The organism is Mycobacterium sp. NGS17 (assembly GCF_059813205.1).
Window position 1 is genome coordinate 1 of the sequence record NZ_JCALED010000012.1, and the last position, 19066, is coordinate 19066.

The window sequence follows — 19066 nt, forward strand, 5'->3', positions numbered from 1 at the left end:
ACAGCCGGCGGCGCGGATGGACTTCATGCTCGGCGATGCGGCTCCGGTCGTCGCCGTCACCACCGCCGATCTCGCCGAGCGTCTGGAGAGCTACAACCTCTCCGTCATCGATGTCAACGATCCCAGCATCGGCACCCAACCGGCCACCGGACTGCCCGGGCCGGCAGAGGACGACATCGCTTACCTCATTTACACCTCGGGCACTACCGGTGTCCCCAAGGGCGTGGCCGTCAGTCACCGCAACGTCACCCGGCTGCTGGAGACGTTGGACGCCGACCTCGAACTTTCGGGGCAGGTGTGGTCGCAGTGTCATTCGTTGGCGTTCGACTACTCGGTGTGGGAGATCTGGGGTGCGCTGCTGTACGGCGGCCGGCTGGTGGTTGTGCCCGAGTCGGTGGTCCGCTCACCGGAAGACCTGCTCAGCGTGCTGGTTCGTGAACAAGTCAGTGTGTTGAGTCAGACGCCCTCGGCGTTTTACGCACTGCAGACCGCCGACGCGCTCGCCCCCGAACTCGCAGACCAACTCAAGCTCTCCACCGTCGTATTCGGTGGTGAAGCGCTCGAGCCCCAGCGTCTGGCAACGTGGCTGGACAACCATCCGGGATTGGCCCGGCTGATCAATATGTATGGCATCACCGAGACGACGGTGCACGCCTCGTTCAGGGAGATCGTCAGCAGCGACGTCGAGCGAAACGCCAGCCCGATCGGCGTGCCGCTGGCCCACCTCGGATTCTTTGTGCTGGACAGCTGGTTGCGCCCGGTACCCGCCGGCGTGGTCGGTGACCTGTACGTCGCCGGTGCCGGCCTGGCCTACGGGTATGTGGGTCGGGCGGGGCTAACGGCGTCACGATTTGTGGCCTGCCCGTTCGGCGGAGCGGGAGCGTCCGGAAGTCGTATGTATCGCACCGGGGACGTCGTGTCGTGGGGCGCGGACGGCCAACTGCGATATCTGGGACGTGCTGATGAGCAGGTCAAGATCCGCGGCTACCGCATCGAGCTCGGTGAGGTCCAAGCGGCATTGGCCGCGCTGGACGAGGTGCAGCAGGCGGTGGTGATCGCACGCGAGGACGTCCCTGGCGACAAGCGCCTGGTCGGTTACGTCACCGGGACCGCCGAGCCCGCCGCGCTGCGCACGGCCCTGGCCGAGCGGCTCCCGGCGTACATGGTCCCCGCCGCGATAGTGCCGATCGACGCCTTGCCGCTGACTCCCAATGGCAAGCTGGACACCCGCGCACTGCCCGCACCGGGATACCAGGAGGCCGGTGGCTACCGTGCCCCGACCAATGCCGTCGAGGAGAAGCTGGCCGACATCTACGCGCAGATCCTTCGGCTGGAGCGGGTCGGGGTCGACGACTCCTTCTTCGAACTGGGTGGCGACAGCATTCTGTCGATGCAGGTTGTCGCGCGGGCCCGTGCCGTCGGGGTGGTTTGCCGGCCGCGTGACATCTTCGTGGAACAGACCGTTGCCCGGCTGGCCAGGGTAGCCACCGTGACCGACGGCTCGGAAACCGTGATCGATGAGGGCGTCGGGGAGGTATTGGCCACGCCGATCATGCACTGGCTGCACAGGCTGGATGGTGCGGTTGATCAGTTCAATCAGACCATGGTGGTGCAGGCGCCGGTGGGAGCCGGCGAGGCCGATGTCGTGGTGATGCTGCAGGCATTGCTGGATCGGCATGCCATGCTGCGGGTGCGCGTCGAGGACGACGGTGCAGACGGTTGGTCGCTGCACGTGCCCGAGGCGGGTTCGGTGGCCGCCGGCGGGTGCCTGCAGTCCGTGGGCGTCCTGTCTGAAGAGGCGCTGGTCGAGGCGCGGTCCTCGTTGAACCCGGCCGCTGGGGTGATGCTGAGCGCGGTGTGGGAGGGCTCCACGGGGCGGTTGGTGGTGATCATCCACCACCTTGCCGTCGACGGGGTGTCCTGGCGGATCCTGCTCGAAGACCTCAATATCGCTTGGGCGCAGCATCACTCAGGTCAGCCCGTAGCGTTGCCACCCGGCGGGACGTCGTTTGCCCGGTGGGCGTCGCTGTTGGCCGAGCACGCGCGCCGCCCAGAAATAGTAGAGCAGGCCCGTGCCTGGCGGCAGGTCGCGGAGTCTGCTCCCGCCATGCTGCCAGCGGTACAGCCTGCGATGGACACGATCGCCACCGCAGGGTTGCTGTCGGTGGAGCTGGGCGCCGACACCACCGGCATGCTGCTCGGTCAGGTGCCATCGGCGTTCCACGCCGGGGTGCAAGACATCTTGTTGATCGCGTTCGCGATGGCGGTGGCGGAGTTTCTGGGAACCGGAGCCGCGCCGATCGGCATCGACGTCGAGGGACACGGGCGTCACGACGAACTGGCCCCCGACGTGGACCTGTCGCGGACCGTGGGATGGTTCACGGCGATCTACCCGGTGTCACTTGCCGTGGGCGGGCTGTCGTGGGAGCAGATCGTGGCCGGCGAGGCTGAGCTGGGAGCGGTGATCAAGAACGCCAAAGAACAACTCCGCGCCCTGCCCGACCCGCTCAGCTACGGTCTGCTGCGCTACCTGAACGCCGACGCTGACCTCGGCGAGTTCGATCCACCGATCGGTTTCAACTATCTGGGCCGATTGGGTGGCCCGGCGACCCAGCTATCGGACGAACTGTGGCGGGTCAGCGAGGACGGCTTGTCGTTGACCGTCGCTGCCGCGGCGGTGCCCATGTCGTTGGCGCACACGCTGGAGCTGAACGCCAGCACCGTGGATACGGATTCCGGCCCGCACCTGCATGCCAATTGGACGTGGGCGCCCTCAGCGCTCGACGAAGCGCAGGTCAGAAGGCTTAGCCAGTTGTGGTTCGACGCCCTGACCGGTATCTGCGCCCATGTGCAGAGCGGCGGAGGCGGGTTGACTCCTTCTGATATCGCGCCTGCCAGGCTCAGCCAGCGACAGATCGACGAGCTCGAGACGCAATACTCGATTGCCGACGTGTTACCACTCACGCCATTGCAGGAGGGCATGCTATTTCACGCCAGCTTCGCGCAAAGCCCCGGCGATCTGAGTGAGTTGTATGCGGTGCAGCTGGATATCACCGTGAGCGGTCCACTCCACCAGCAGCGCTTGCGCGACGCGGTGCAGACGGTTATCAACCGGCATCCGAACCTGGCGGCCCGATTCAGCGAAGAGTTCGACGAACCGGTCCAGATCATCCCGGCTGATCCCGTGGTGCCTTGGCGTTATGTTGACCTCAGCGCAGCAGAAGACGAGGTAGATGAGCAGGTGCGGCAGGTGTGCGTCGCGGAGCGCGCGGCCGCCTGTGACCTGGACCAGTCGCCAGTTCGGGTGGCGTTGATCCGGATCGCGGAAGACCGGCACCGATTTGTGCTGAGCAATCACCACATCGTGCTTGATGGCTGGTCAATGCCAGTTCTGTTGGGGGAGATCTTCGCCAGTTACCACGGTCAGCGGCTGCCCGCGGCGGTCCCATATCGCAGGTTCGTCAGTTGGCTGGTGGATCGCGATCGCGATGCCGCCTTCACGACCTGGCGCGACGTGCTCGATGGCTTCAACACGCCGACGCTGGTCGCCGGGCCAAGCCGGCCCGGGGTCGGACGGCGGAGCGTCGCATCGTTCCGGGTGCCGGAAGTAACGACACGGGCGCTCGTCGAATTGGCGCGCTCGCACCACACCACAGTCAACATCGTGCTGCAAGGCGCCTGGGCGCAGGTGCTGACTTCGCTCACTGGCCAGCACGACGTGGCGTTCGGCGTCCCGGTGTCGGGCCGGCCAGCCGAACTGCCCGGCGCAGACTCGATGGTGGGCTTGCTGATCAATACGGTGCCGGTCCGGGCGAACATCACGCCCGCCACTACCACCGCCGAATTGCTGAGCCAGCTGCAAAACGTCCACAACCAGACCCTTGAGCACCAGCACTTGGCGTTGAGCGAGATCCATCGCGCGGCTGGCCATGACCAGTTATTCGACACCCTCCTCGTGTTCGAGAATTACCCAGTCGATACGGCCGCATTGTCGGGTGTCGGTGAGCTGGCCATCACTGAATTCGCTGCGCGCGAATACAACCACTACCCCCTTGCGGTGCAGGCGGTTCCGGGTAGTGAACTGAACCTCCGCGTCGAATTCGACACCGAGCTGTTTGATGCGGAAAGCATCGACGCGTTGATGGAGCGGCTAGAGCGCGTGATGCTGGAGATGGCAGCTGATCCAGGGCGCCGGTTGTCGTCGATGAATCTGCTCGATACGGCCGAGCGTGACAGGCTGGATCACCTTGGCAACCGAGCGGTGTTGACCCAGCCGGCTATGCCAGATGTGTCCATCCCCGCATTGTTTGCCGAGCAGGTGGCGCGCGCCCCGGAGGCCGTGGCATTGGTCTGCGGACAACGGTCGTGGTCCTACCGCGAGCTAGACGAGGCAGCTAACCAGTTGGCGCACCTGCTGGCTGCGCAGGGTGCGGGTCCAGGGCAGTGTGTTGCATTGCTGTTCTCCCGGTCGGCCGAGGCGATCGTGTCAATACTGGCTGTGCTCAAGACTGGCGCGGCGTATCTGCCGATCGACCCCGCGCACCCGCGGTCCCGGGTGGAGTTCATGCTTGCCGATGCCGCGCCGATCGCGGCGGTCACAACCGCTGAGTTGGCTGACCGGCTGGACGAGATCGACCTGACGGTGATCGATGTCAACGCTCCGGTGGACGCCAGACCCGCCTCCGCTTTGCCCGCGCCGGCGGCTGATGATCTTGCCTACATCATCTTCACTTCGGGTACCACCGGTGTGCCCAAGGGCGTGGCCATCACCCATCGCAATGTCACCCAGTTGGCCAACTCACTCGACGGCACAGGTTTGCCGTCGGGGCCCGAACGTGTGTGGTCGCAGTGGCACTCCTATAGCTTCGACATCTCGGGCTGGGAGATCTTCGGCGCTCTCCTCCGAGGTGGACGGCTGGTGGTTGTGCCCGAGTCGGTCGCCAGCTCACCGGACGACTTCCGCGCCCTACTGCTCGCCCAGCGCGTCAATGTCCTCAGCCAAACCCCCTCGGCGGTCGGGGCACTGTCACCAGAGGGCCTGGAGTCGGTGGCTTTGCTGGTGGGTGGGGAGGCCTGCCCGCCAGAGGTGATGGATCGGTGGGCGCCCGGACGGGTGATGATCAATGAATACGGCCCGACCGAGACGACGATGTGGGTCACGATCAATGCCTCGCTGAAACCCGGGTCGGGCGCGGTGCCGATCGGATCGCCACTGCCGACGGCGGCATTGTTCGTCCTTGACGGGTGGTTGCGGCCGGTGCCCGCCGGAGTGGTCGGCGAATTGTATGTGGCCGGTCCGCAGGTCGGCGCCGGGTATTGGCGCCGAGGCGGTTTGACCGCGTCGCGCTTCGTCGCTTGTCCCTTCGGCACATCCGGGACGCGCATGTATCGCACTGGGGATCTGGTGCGGTGGGGCTCCGACGGACAGCTGCAGTACCTCGGGCGCGTCGATGAGCAGGTCAAGATCCGTGGGCACCGCATCGAGCTGGGCGAGGTGCAGGCATCCCTTGCCGGTCTGGACGGGGTGGAGCAGGCGGTGGTGATCGCTCGCGAGGACCGCCCGGGCGACAAACGCCTGGTTGGTTACATCACCGGCGCAGCGGACCCGGTGGCGGTGCGGAACGCTCTGGTCGATGTGCTGCCGGCGTATATGGTGCCGTCGGCCGTAGTGTCGGTGGGCGCTCTGCCCTTGACGGTCAACGGCAAACTGGACAAACGTGCCCTGCCAGCACCCGAATACCAAGATGCCGGCGATTATCAGGCGCCAGCCAACGCGACGGAAGAGACCCTGGCAGGCATCTACGCCCAGGTGCTAGGCCTCGACCGCGTAGGGGTCGAAGAGTCATTCTTCGATCTGGGCGGGGATTCGCTGTTGGCGATGCGGGTGGTCGCCGCAATTAACAAGTCTTTAGACGTGCGCCTGGCGGTACCGACCTTGTTCAACGCGCCGTCTGTTCGAAGCTTGAGCCAGCAGCTGGCCAGACAAACCTTCTCGGACAGCTTTGTGTCCGTGCACGGCCGCGATGTTGCGGAAGTGCACGCTCGTGACCTCACGCTGGATAAATTCCTCGATGTCGGGACGCTGAACGGAGCCCCCACGCTCCCTGGCCCAAGCGCCGAGGTGCGGACAATCCTGTTAACCGGGGCGACCGGCTTCCTGGGGCGCTACCTGGCTCTTGAATGTTTGAAGCAGTTAGAGCAAGTGGACGGCACGCTGATTTGCCTGGTGCGAGCTAAGTCCAATGAGGATGCGTGGCGGCGTCTTGAGAGCGTCTTCGACTCTGGCGACCCCGACCTACTTGCCTATTTCCGTGAGTTGGCAGCCGATCATTTAGAGGTCATCGCGGGTGATAAGGGCGAAGCCGACCTCGGTTTGGACCAGCAGACCTGGCAGCGGCTCGCGGCCACAGTCGATTTGATCATTGATTCAGCGGCCCTTGTCAACGGTCTGCTGCCGTACAGCGAGCTGTTCGGCCCCAACGTGGAGGGCACCGCCGAGCTGATCCGCATCGCGCTCACCACGAAGATGAAGCCCTACAGCTACGTGTCGACTGTCAACGTAGGAGATCAGATCGATGCGTCGGCGTTCACTGAGGACGGCGACATCAGGGTCATCAGCCCCACCCGCGCGATCGACGACAGCTACGGCAACGGCTATGGCAACAGCAAGTGGGCGGGCGAGGTGCTGTTGCGCGAGGCAAACGATTTGTGTGGGCTGCCGGTCGCGGTGTTCCGCAGCGGAAGGATCATGGTCGACACCTCTTACCAGGGTCAGATCAACGTGCCGGACCTGTTCACCCGGATGGTACTGAGCGTCGTCGCTACTGGCATCGCACCCCATTCCGTGTACGAGCTCGACAGTAACGGGAACCGCCAGCGTGCTCACTACGACGGGCTGCCCGTGGGATTTGTGGCCGAAGCGGTCGCCACGCTCGGCGCCCAAACGGTCAGCGGGTTCCAGACCTACCATGTGATGAATCCGCACGACGACGGGATCGGATTCGACCAGTACGTCGACTGGCTGATCGAGGCGGGATACCCGATCCGGCGCATCGATGACTTTGCGGACTGGGTCGAGCAGTTCGAGGCCGCATTGGTTGCCCTGCCGGATCGACAGCGCCAGCACTCAATACTGGATGTGTTGCGTGCGGTGTTGCGCAATGCCGCCGAGGTGCGGCCCTTCGAACCCGAGCGCACGTCCGTTGCACCGGCCGACCGATTCCGTGCTGCGGTGCAAGAAGCCAAGATCGGCCCCGACAACGACATTCCGCACATCTCGGCGCCGATCATCATCAGGTACGTCACCGACTTGCAGGGGCTCGGCCTGCTCTAGCCGTTGAGTGCGCTGTGGCGGCCTTGAGTGCTGTAGGGCTCCAGCGAGGGCGCAGGCCCGCGGGTGTCGGTGTGATGAGTGCGTCTGCCGGCTGGTCATCGACCAGGTCGTGCACCTAGTCATTGGCGATGCGGCCCGAGATCGGTTGTCGGCAACTTTTCCGGCAACAATAGCCACTTACGCCAGCAAAGCGTCTTTCCAACTCGGCACTGGGGCCATGCCGCCAGCCCAGCAATTGACGATTGCGCATATAAATTCCGCCTAGCCGCCCATCTCAGCGCCATAGCGGGTGCCGCCACTGGTTCGAGCCGGAGCCGCTCTCGAAACCGTCCGGCGAGCGACGCTCGCGCGTGCGCGAGTTTGCCGATTTCCGTGATAACGAAGGTCGTCATACATCGGCGCGCCGAGCTGCGTTGCCTGATGCATCCGCCGGTCCCACGAGTTCCGACCGAATTATCCCTGTACCTGGCCCCTTGGACCGCATGGCTTGGCGGGCCAGTGATAGCCGCCAGCGTAGCGGTTGCGTTTCGCACCCCTGACCTGCCGTGCGGTGAATGACTGTGGTCTCGCACACATTAGCTGAAAACCGCGTCCGGCTTGGTGACCTTCATTATGCTGACAGCAGTCATACCGACCGCAGGTATTGAACACAAGTATAACCAAACCAGCAGTTTGCGGCAGAACTTCGTTCGACAATCACCTGTTGCGTGAGCACTGGCAACCGGCGACGTAGACGAAGGAATCGAAAGCCGCTGACGCAGAGGCAAATATTTGCGGACCGGTATTGCCGGGTTGCTGACGAGTAAAGGGTGCGCTTTGGGAGAGCATGTGAGACTGGACGACCGACCACTTCCACTGACGCGCGGCCAGCTGGATATATGGCTCGCGGAGGAGACGGGCAGCTTCGCGGCGAGGTGGCAGCTGGGCGTGTATATGCGAATCGCGGGCTCGCTCGACGTCGATTTGTTCGAGACCGCGGTACAGCAGGCGGTTGGTGAGGCCGAACCACTAAGAGCTGCTTTTTTCGAGGTTGATGGTCAGATCGTCCAAAGGGTGATCGACGATCCCGACGTCGAGCTCGCCCGTTATGACCTCACACGCTCGCAGGATCCCGAGCGGGAAGCTTATCGACTGGCGACATCTATTCAACGCACAGTGATGCCGCTCAGCGGGCCGCTATTCAAATTTGCGGTGTTTCAGACTGGCGTGAATGAATTCTACTGGTTCGCGTGCTGCCACCATATTGTGGTCGACGGCATTAGTCTCGCTCTTGTTTGCCATCGGGTCGCGACCATCTACAACGCAATTACCTCCGGAACGTCGATTCCGCCGACCTTTTTTGGATCGCTGTCTGATCTGATCGACTGTGAGCTGGAATATGAATCTTCCAGCGATTATCTTGATGACCAGGAGTATTGGACCCGGATTCTCCAATCGGCAAGCGAGTCGCAATATCGGTCGGTGGAAGCAGTAACAGGTCCCAACGAGAACGAGTCCGCGGCACCGGTGCAATTAGACCCTTCGGCGGTTGCTGGAATTGACGAGTTGGCCAGGAAGTTCGGGATGCGTCGGTCGTCGGTGATTACTGCAGCGTGTGCGCTGCTGGTCGGCGGGTGCGATATCGAGAATTCGGAGATCGTGTTCGATTTCCCGGTGAGCAGGCGGGTGCGGCCGGAGTCCAAGCTGGTGCCGGGAATGATCTCTGGGGCGGTGCCGCTGGTGTTGAAGGCGTCACCGGGTTCGACGGTGGCCGGCTTTTGTGAACACGTCGACAGGCGGATTCGAGAAGCGTTGCAGCATCAGCGGTTCCCGGTGCACGCGTTGGAGAATGCGGGGCATTTCCGGGGTCCCGGGCAGGCGTCGAATCGGGTGGCCGTCAACTTCATCCCCACCACGCACCTTTCGGACCTCAATGGCTCTGCGGTGACGGCGACGTTGACTCATGACGGGTTGGGGGATCAGTTCCGGCTGGTCTTTTTCCGGGACGAGGATCAGCTGTTTTTGTCCACGCCGGGTGCGGGGCAGTTGCTGCCCGATTGCGATCTCGGGGAGTTGGCCACGCGGCTAGAACGGGTGTTGGTGGCGATGGCTGCCGATCCGGTGCGGCGGTTGTCGTCGATGGGTCTGCTTGATGGGGCCGAGCAGGCGCGGCTCGATGAGTTGGGTAATCGGTCGGTGTTGGCCGCGGCGGTGGGGTCCTCGGCGTCGGTTCCGGAGTTGTTCGCCGCTCAGGTGGCTCGCGCTCCCGAGGCGGTGGCGCTGGTGTGTGGGCAGCGCCGGTGGACTTATCGCGAGCTTGATGAGGCCGCCAACCGGTTGGGGCATCATCTGGCCGGTCGGGGTGTGGGGCCTGGGCAGTGTGTGGCGTTGTTGTTTGCCCGTTCGGCTGAGGCGATTGTGTCGATCTTGGCGGTGTTGAAGACCGGGGCGGCGTATTTGCCGATGGATCCGGCGTTGCCGACGGCGCGGTTGGAGTTCATGCTTGCCGATGCCGCGCCGATTGTGGCGGTCACGACCCAGGATTTGGTGGAGCGCCTCGATGGCTGTGATCTGCCGGTCATCGATGTCGGTGCCGCCGAGATCCAGGCGTGTGCGTGCACGGGGCTGCCGGCGCCTGCGCCCGACAACATCGCCTACATCATCTACACCTCGGGCACCACCGGCATCCCCAAAGGCGTAGCCATTGCCCATACCGGCATCGCCGACCTTGTCGCTACTCACGTCGAACGTCTGGGCATTACGCCCGCCAGCAGGATCCTGCAGTTTGCGCCGTTGTCGTTCGACACGTCCGTCGGGAATCTGTGGTACGCGCTGCTGTCTGGAGCCGCCGCGGTGATCCCAGTCGAGGACCAAGCGCTTCCCGGCATGGAGCTAGTTGAATTGATGAGTCAACAGCAGGTGTCCCACGCCGTATTCACGCCCACGGCGCTGGCAGCCCTCCCGCCCGATCAACTGGGCGGGATGACGCTGGTGGTGGCGGGTGAGGCGTGCACAAAGGAACTGGTGGACCGGTACGGTCCTGTCGCCACCCTGATCAACGAGTACGGGCCGACGGAAACGACTGTTGACGTCACCATGTCCAGCCCTCTCGGTTCGGATTCCGCGGGTCCGCCCATTGGTTATCCGGTGTCCAGCGCGGCATTGTTTGTTCTGGATGGATGGTTGCGGCCGGTGCCCGTCGGTGTGATCGGCGAATTGTATGTGGCGGGCCGAGGCGTCGGATGCGGGTACGTGCGCCGGCCCGAGTTGACGGCGTCGCGGTTCGTGGCGTCCCCGTTCGGCGGGGTTGGCGCCCGGATGTATCGCACGGGGGACTTGGTGTCTTGGGGTGCCGATGGCCAGTTGCGTTACCACGGGCGTGCCGATGAGCAGGTCAAGATTCGCGGATATCGGATTGAGCCGGGCGAAGTGGGTGCGGCACTGGCCGCGCTGGACGGGGTGGAGCAGGCTGTAGCGATTGCCCGCGAGGACCGTCCGGGCGACAAGCGTCTGGTGGGTTATGTGACCGGGGTCGTGGATCCGGTTGCCGCGCGGGCGAGCCTGGTGGATCGGCTCCCGGCGTATATGGTGCCGGCCGCGGTGGTGGTGCTGGACGTGCTGCCGTTGACGGTCAACGGGAAATTGGACACTCGTGCGCTGCCCGCACCGGAATATCAGGACGTCGATGGTTATCGCGCGCCGGGCTCCGCGGTCGAAGAGACCTTGGCCGCCATTTACGCGCAGGTGCTCGGCCTTGAGCGCGTAGGAGTTGACGAGTCGTTCTTCGAGCTTGGCGGGGACAGCATTTTGTCCATGCAAGTGGTGGCGCGGGCGCGACTGGCCGGGGTGATGTGCCGGCCGCGCGACGTGTTCGTCGAGCAGACGGTGGCCCGGTTGGCGGGGGTCGCGCGAGTGGTCGACGGTGAGGGCGCTGTGGCCGATGACGGTCTGGGCCCCGTGGCGGCCACCCCGATCATGCGCTGGCTGCAAGGCGTGGGCGGCGGGGTCGAGCAGTTCAACCAGACGATGGTGATTCAGGCGCCCGCACGGGTCTGCGAGACGGATGTGGTGGCGGTTCTGCAGGCGTTGCTGGATCGGCATGCGATGTTGCGGCTCCGCGTGGATGACGATGGGGCCGGGGGCTGGTCGCTGCAGGTGCCCGAGGCGGGGGCCGTCGATGCCGGCGGCTGCCTGCAATCGGTGGACGTGATGTCCGAGGAAGCGCTGGTCAAGGCGCGGTCGCGGTTGAACCTGGGTGCCGGCGTGATGCTCAGCGCCGTATGGGTGGGCTCGACGGGGCAGTTGGCGTTGGTCATTCACCATTTGGCCGTCGACGGGGTGTCCTGGCGGATATTGCTCGAGGACATCAACATCGCCTGGGCACAACGCCAGAGCGGCCAGCCGATGGCGTTGCCGGCGGGTGGGACGTCGTTTGCGCGGTGGTCGTCGCTGCTGGCCGAGTATGCGGGGGACGCGGCGGTTGTCAAGGAGGCCGAGAGATGGCGGGAAGTGGCCGCGACGCCCTCGGTGTTGCCGGCGGTGCAGCCGGCGGTAGACACGTTTGCCACGGCGGGGCGCCTGTCGGCCGATTTGGATCCCGAGACCACGCGGATGCTGCTCAGCGAGGCGCCCGCGGCCTTTCATGCCGGGGTTAATGAGATTCTGCTGATCGCGTTCGGGATGGCGTTGGCGGAGTTTCTAGGCACCGGCGGGTCGCCGATCGGCATCGACGTCGAGGGCCACGGACGTCAGGAAGAGTTGGGCCTCGACATCGACCTGTCCCGCACAGTGGGCTGGTTTACCACCCAATATCCGGTGTCGTTGGCGGTTGGTCGGCTGAGCTGGGCACAGGTGCGATCGGGTGACGCCGCGCTGGGGGCGCTCATCAAACGCGCCAAGGAACAGCTGCGGGACCTTCCGGACGGTGTGACCTATGGGCTGCTGCGGTATTCGAACAGCGACGTTGACCTCGATGGGTTTGATGCGGCAATCGGATTCAACTACCTGGGGCGGTTCGGCGAGCCGAGCGCGCAAACCTCGGGTGATCTGTGGCAGATCAGCCCCGAGAGTTTGTCGTTGACAGCGGCGGCCGCAGCGGTCCCGATGCCGCTGATGCACACCCTAGAGCTCAATGCGGCCACCATGGACACCGATACGGGCCCGAGCTTGCACGCCAACTGGACGTGGGCGCCCTCGGCCCTCAATCATGCGCAGGTAGCCCGGCTCGGCCAATTGTGGTTCGACGCCCTCGCCGGTATCTGCGCACACGTGCGCCGTGGTGGGGGCGGGCTGACTCCCTCCGACATCGCGCTTACCGGACTCAGCCAGCAGCAGATAGACGAGCTTCAGCGCCAATATGCGGATTGCTGACGGCCCTGCCGCGCGGGGGTGAACGCCTCGAGACAGAAAACGACTCGCCGCCGAGCCCGCCAAAATGGGTTCAGCCCAGCGATTTACGGAACGTGGCCTGCGCGTTGCACGTTTGCTGTACCGTAGCCCGCTATGGCGGGGGGTTCCCATCGGCCCAGAGCCGGCACGATCTCGCTGGACGACATCACTCGCAGGATCAGCGGCCCCGACGTCACTCGCAATGGCCATGCCGTCGCCCAGACAGCTTCTGCGCGCGAAGAACTGCCACGGGGCCGGTTCATCGCCGCGATCGTCGCTCTCGGCAGCGCGGAGTTGATGGCGTCGATAGAGCTGACGATCGGAATAGTGGCGCTTCCCAAGATCCAGAATGAGCTGAACCTGTCGAGCGCCGGGCGAAACTGGGTTGTGTTCGCCACCCTGTTGGCCTGCAACGGATTGATATTGGTCGGCGGTCGCCTCGGCGACACCATCGGCCGCAAGCGCGCCTTCGTCATTGGCACCGTGCTCTCCACCGTCGCATCGGTGATGTCCGCGATCGCGTGGGACGAAGGCAGCCTCGTCGTGGCGCGCATGTTGAAAGGCGTCGCGATCGCGATACTCGCACCGACGTGCTTGGCCCTCGTCGCGACGACCTTTCCTAAGGGCCGTTTACGCAATGGCGCCATGGCGGTGTTCACCGCGATGGGCAGCGTCGGCTCCGTGCTCGGCCTGGTGGTGGGCGGGATCATCACCGAAGTGTCTTGGCGGCTGGCGGTTTTCGTGACCGCGCCGATCGGGCTGCTGGCGCTCTACTTAGCCCACATCGCGCTTCGGGAAACGCAGAAGGAGCGGATGAAGCTCGATGTCGCGGGGGCCGTGCTGGCCACGCTGGGTGTGACGGCGGTGGTCCTCGGCTTCTCGATGCAGTCGGGGAAGGGAGTGCTGTCGGCCGGCACCATCGGCGCGGGCGCGGTGGCGCTGGCGGCTTTCACCGCTTTCGCCGTTGTCGAGCGCAGGGCGGAGAACCCGGTGCTGCCGTTCAGCTTGTTCGCCGAGCGCAATCGACTGGCCACATTCGCGGCGTTGTTTCTCACCGGCGGGCTGATCATGGCCCTGATGCTCGTCGTCACCGTATACGTGCAGGACATCATGGGCTACAACACGCTTCAATCCGGCCTCGCCTTCATCCCGTTCGTCGTAGCGGCCGCCGTCGGGCTCGGCGCGGCCTCGCGGCTGGTGGTGTCGCTCCCGCCGCGGGCGCTCGTGCTCGGCGGCAGCATCCTGATGTTCGGCGGCGCTCTGTACGCGTCGAATCTCCACCGTGGAGTCCCATATTTTCCTAACCTGGCGCTCCCGATCGTCGTCGCCGGTGTCGGCGTCGCCCTGATCGTGGTGCCGCTTTCGCTGTCGGTGATCGCCAGCGTCGGCCCCGATCGCATCGGGCCCACCTCGGCCATCGCGGTGGTGCTGCAGGGTCTGGGCGGGCCGGTGGTGCTTTCCGTCATCCAGGCCGCCATCACCTCCCACACACTGTCCCTGGGCGGCATCAGCGGCCCGGCGAAATCCATGAACGCCGCCCAGCTCCATGCGCTCGACCGTGGCTATACCTATGGTTTGCTGTGGCTCGCCGGGGCGGTCGTCCTGCTCGCGGCGGTGGCGCTGTTCATCGGCTACAGCGCGCAAGACGTGGCGCGGGCGCAGGAAGCCAAAATGGCCGCTGACCTGTAGTCACCGTCGCGCCTCGCTTACCCTGCGAACGCGGCCGGGCGCCGGGTGAACCACTGTCCACCCAATTTGCCCTTTTCCGAACATCCGCTGCGACGGCCCCGGTAATCTCAGGCACGTGTTTGAGACGTCCATCCCGGATGTGCTGCGTGAACGTGCAAGTTTGCAGCCCAACGACCCAGCGTTCACGTTCATGGATTACGAGCAGGATTGGGCCGGAGTCCCCGAAACCCTGACCTGGTCTCAGCTGTATCGCCGGACTTCAAACGTCGCACACGAACTCGGCCGCAGCGCATCCAGCGGTGACCGCGCGGTGATTTTGGCACCACAGGGACTGGAGTACATCGTCGCATTTCTCGGCGCATTGCAGGCCGGGCTTATCGCCGTGCCGCTTTCGGCGCCCACCGGCGGCGTCCACGACGAGCGTGTGGACGCGGTCCTGCAGGACACCTCGCCCTCGGTCATCCTCACGACGTCGGCGGTTGTCGGCAATGTCGCCGAGTACGTCGAGGCGCGCAACGGCGGTGGTTCCAGTCCGTCGGTCATCGAGATCGACGCCCTGGACCTGGACTCAAGAGCAGCGTCCGACGGCGGCAGCGGCAGGTCCGATATCGCATACCTGCAATACACGTCCGGATCGACGCGCCGGCCCGCCGGCGTCATGATCTCGTACGAAAACGTGCTGGCCAATTTTCAACAGTGGGTACAGGCCTACTTCGCCGATTCCGGCATGGACATGACTGTGGTGTCGTGGCTGCCCTTCTACCACGACATGGGCCTGATGGCGGGAATCTGTAAGCCGGTGATCGGCGGAGTGCACGCCGTTCTCATGAGCCCGGTGGCTTTCCTGGAGCGCCCTGCGCGATGGATGCAGCTGATGGCGACCCACAGGCGCGCCGTCACGGCGGGACCGAACTTTGCCTACGAGCTGGCGGTGCGCAAAACCACGGATGAGGACATGGCCGGGCTCGATCTCGGCGACGTGGTGGCGTTCATCAGTGGTAGCGAACGGATACATGCGGCGACCCTGCGGCGTTTCACCGAGCGGTTCGCCAAGTTCAATCTCGACCACACGGTGCTTCGCCCGTCGTATGGCCTGGCCGAGGCGGTTTTGTACGTGGCGACCAGCGCCTCGGGTCAACCCCCACGGATGGTCCGCTTCGATTCCGATGCGTTGTCCGCCGGGCGTGCGGAACCTTGTGCCAGCGGGGGTGCTCCGCTGGTCGGCTACGAGCTGCCGCCCTCGCCGATGGTGCGGATCGTCGATCCCGAGACCGCCATCGAGTGTCCGGACGGGACGACCGGCGAGATCTGGGTGCACGGCCACAATGTCGCGTCGGGGTATTGGGGCAAAACCGAGGAGACGCAACAAACCTTCCGCGCGAAACTCGTCGATCCGTCGACGGGCACACCCGAGGGGCCTTGGCTTCGGACCGGCGATTTGGGTTTCGTTTCGGGTGGCGAGTTGTTCGTGATGGGGCGCATCAAGGATCTTTTGATCGTCTACGGGCGCAACCACTCTCCCGATGACATCGAGGCGACGATCCAAGAGATCACGCGGGGCCGGTGTGTGGCGATCGCGGTTCCCGACAAGGAGACCGAAAAGCTGGTCGCGATAATCGAATTCAAGAAGAACGGCGACTCCGCAGAGGTCGCGGCGGAGAAGCTTGTCGCCGTCAAACGCAAAGTCGCCTCGGCGATATCCAACTCACATGGGTTGGGCGTGGCGGACCTGGTTGTGGTGGCTCCCGGCTCGATTCCGATCACCACCAGCGGCAAGGTCAGGCGAGCGGCCTGTGTCGAGCAGTACCGGCAGAATCAGTTCGCCCGCTTGGACGCCTAGGCTCTGGGGCGTCGGCGGAATTTGCGCCGGGCGCGTGGGATGCTCAGAGAATGACAACAGCCCGTGTACCGGGACTGCCGCCCGGTGAGGCCCAAGCCGCCGCCGACGAAGCCGCAGTGCCCAACTACATGGCCGAACTCAGCATCTTTCAGGTGCTTCTCAACCATCCGCCGCTGGCGCGCGCCATCAACGATCTGCTCGCGACGATGCTGTGGCACGGCGCGCTCGACCCCCGGTTGCGCGAGTTGGTCATCATGCGAATCGGCTGGCTCACCGCGTGCGACTACGAATGGACGCAGCACTGGCGGGTTGCGTCGAGGCTGGGCGTGGCCGCCGACGATCTGCTCGGCGTGCGCGACTGGCAAGGTCACGCCGGCTTCGGTCCCACCGAGCGCGCTGTGCTGGCCGCGACCGACGACGTGGTGCTCCACGGTGCGGTGAGCGCCGACAGCTGGGCGGCCTGCGAACGTGAATTGAACGGCGACACAACGGTTCTCATCGAGCTCGTCACCGCCATCGGCGCGTGGCGGATGGTCTCGTCGATCCTGCACAGTCTGCAGGTCCCGCTTGAAGAGGGCGTGTCCAGCTGGCCCCCGGACGGCCGAGGGCCAACGCAGGCCGTAATCGATTGACATATCAATTCGTATCTCCTTAGCGTCGGGCAATGAGAACCAGAGTCGCCGAGTTGCTCGGAGTCGAATTCCCGATCTGCGCCTTCAGCCACTGCCGTGACGTGGTGGCGGCGGTAACCAATGCCGGCGGCTTCGGGGTCCTCGGCGCCACCGCGCACAGTCCCCGGCGCCTGGAGAGCGAGCTGGCCTGGATCGAGGAGCAGACCGGGGGCAAGCCCTACGGAGTCGACCTGCTGCTTCCGCCCAAATACGTTGGCGCCGAGCAAGGCGGCATCGACACCTCACAGGCCCGCACTCTGCTGCCCGACGAGCATCGCGCCTTCGTCGAGGACCTCCTGGCCCGCTACGGCGTCACGGCGACCGCCGAGGAATCGCCCGGCTCAAGGGGCGGCCTGAGCATCTCGCCCAAGATGTACGAGCCGCTGCTCGACGTGGCGTTCTCCAGCAACATCCGGCTGATCGCCAGCGCACTCGGGCCGCCCCCGGCGGACGTCGTCCGCCGGGCACATGACCACGACGTGCTGGTGGCCGCGCTGGCCGGCACCACCCGGCACGCGCAACGGCACGCCGCGGCGGGTGTCGACCTGATCGTCGCCCAAGGCACCGAGGCGGGCGGTCATACCGGCGAGGTGGCGACGATGGTCCTGGTGCCCGAGGTCGTCGATGCCGTGGCGCCGGTGCCCGTCCTCGCCGCCGGTGGAATCGCCCGCGGTCGCCAGATCGCGGCGGCGCTCGCCCTGGGCGCCGAGGGCGTGTGGTGCGGCTCGGTGTGGCTGACCACCGAAGAAGCCGAGACGGTGCCCGTGGTCAAGGAGAAATTCCTGGCCGCCAGTTCTTCGGACACGGTGCGATCGCGCTCGATGACGGGCAAGCCGGCACGGATGCTGCGCACGGCCTGGACCGACGAGTGGGAGCGGCCGGAAAACCCGGATCCGCTGGGCATGCCCCTGCAGACCGCGCTGATCACCGAGCCCCAGATGCGCATCAACCAGGCCGCCGCGCACCAGGGTGCCAAGGCGCGTGAGCTGGCCACCTACTTCGTCGGCCAGGTCGTGGGGTCGCTCGACCGGATCCGCCCGACGCGCTCTGTGGTGCTCGACATGGTCGACGAGTTCATCGACACCATCGGCCGGCTCGACGGCCTGGTCGAGAAGTGATCCCGGGTCGTTTGTCCAGGTCAGGGTCGCAAACCTGACCGGATGCTGTGCGCTCGCCGCAGGAATCCGTACAGAATCCCCGACACGCCATCCAGGGATTTGACCGCGACATACCCGTCGTGCATGATCGGTCCGGTAAGCACCTCGTTAGGTGAGGCGTCTACACGAATACAGGCCACTGACCCCGAACGTCGAAAGACGCCCCGGGTCAGGACAGCTCCTCCCGGCTTAAGGGTTGAGCCCAGGTGGCTTCCGGCTCGGATTGTTTTCCAGGCCAGGACACGTCGTGTGGTGCCGAAGCTCTGACGAGAGGGGTGCGGTTCTCCGACGGTCGTCGGGTTCTGCTCCTTTGCTGCGCATAGATTGCATGCGAACCGCGTGTGCGTCGTGACCGCGAGGAGGTGAGGGACAGATGCGTTCTAGCGACAGTCCGGATCGAAGTCCGAACTGTGTTTCGTCCCCATCCGGTCTCCGGCGCGACCTTCTCGGCTGAGTCGTCGCAACGCTAAGTGGTTATCGGCCAAGCGTTCTCGAGATCGGAACCGACACGGGGCGGGACACGTCAGTCCAAACAGTCCGCGTTGGATCTCCCCTCTAGGAGGCGAAAATGACCGCAGCTTTCTACGACGAAGTAACGACCGTAGCGCCCGTCCGCACGCTGACCGTGGTGCGCGACACCGACACCTTCCCGGCGGCCGCTCCGGCTCCCGAGGTGCGCCGCCGGGCGGACAACCCGCAGTTTGCCGCTAGTGGCGACCTGCTGGTGGACGGCGCCGCTCGGCTGCTGAGCGTGCCGCTGCGTCACGTGTATGCCGCGCTGTGGCGGGTTGGCGTCCTCGAGGTCCGGGCCTGACTTTCCTTGCCGCGAGCCTGCAACTGCCGACGACCTCACTCGGCGTTCGCGTGGGCAGTTGCAGTCTCGCGGTAAAATCAACTGGCGTCGATCCGGCCATCACCGGGGAGCCTTCGGAAGAACAGCCGTCGGCGGCTCAGTAGAACCGAACGGGTAGGCCCGTCACAGCCGTCATCGAGTGGCCACGCGAAAGCG

General features: G+C 65.0%; 6 protein-coding genes, 1 pseudogene and 1 riboswitch. All 7 genes and pseudogenes read left to right on the forward strand.

The genetic code is table 11. The annotated features are described in order from the left end of the window. Positions 1–7333, forward strand: a 7333-nt coding sequence (locus tag AC5Y7E_RS21915) for an amino acid adenylation domain-containing protein (protein ID WP_499921732.1), incomplete at its 5' end; no start/stop codon positions are given. Between the two features lie 828 nt (positions 7334–8161). Further along, positions 8162–12670, forward strand: a pseudogene (locus AC5Y7E_RS21920) (amino acid adenylation domain-containing protein); the annotation flags it as partial. 327 nt (positions 12671–12997) lie between these two features. Further along, positions 12998–14389, forward strand: coding sequence for an MFS transporter (locus AC5Y7E_RS21925; protein ID WP_499950804.1), 1392 nt, complete (start codon positions 12998–13000; stop codon positions 14387–14389). 115 nt (positions 14390–14504) lie between these two features. Further along, positions 14505–16229: an AMP-binding protein gene (locus AC5Y7E_RS21930; RefSeq protein WP_499950745.1), complete on the forward strand. Its 1725-nt coding sequence runs from the start codon at positions 14505–14507 to the stop codon at positions 16227–16229. Between the two features lie 50 nt (positions 16230–16279). Further along, on the forward strand, positions 16280–16861 hold the full coding sequence (locus tag AC5Y7E_RS21935; RefSeq protein WP_499950746.1) for a carboxymuconolactone decarboxylase family protein: 582 nt from the start codon (positions 16280–16282) through the stop codon (positions 16859–16861). 32 nt (positions 16862–16893) lie between these two features. After that, positions 16894–18018: an NAD(P)H-dependent flavin oxidoreductase gene (locus tag AC5Y7E_RS21940; RefSeq protein ID WP_499950747.1), complete on the forward strand. Its 1125-nt coding sequence runs from the start codon at positions 16894–16896 to the stop codon at positions 18016–18018. 136 nt (positions 18019–18154) lie between these two features. Then, positions 18155–18339: riboswitch (M-box (ykoK) riboswitch) on the forward strand. Between the two features lie 286 nt (positions 18340–18625). Continuing rightward, on the forward strand, positions 18626–18871 hold the full coding sequence (locus tag AC5Y7E_RS21945) for an Rv1535 family protein (RefSeq protein ID WP_499921726.1): 246 nt from the start codon (positions 18626–18628) through the stop codon (positions 18869–18871). Positions 18872–19066: the final 195 nt, after the last annotated feature.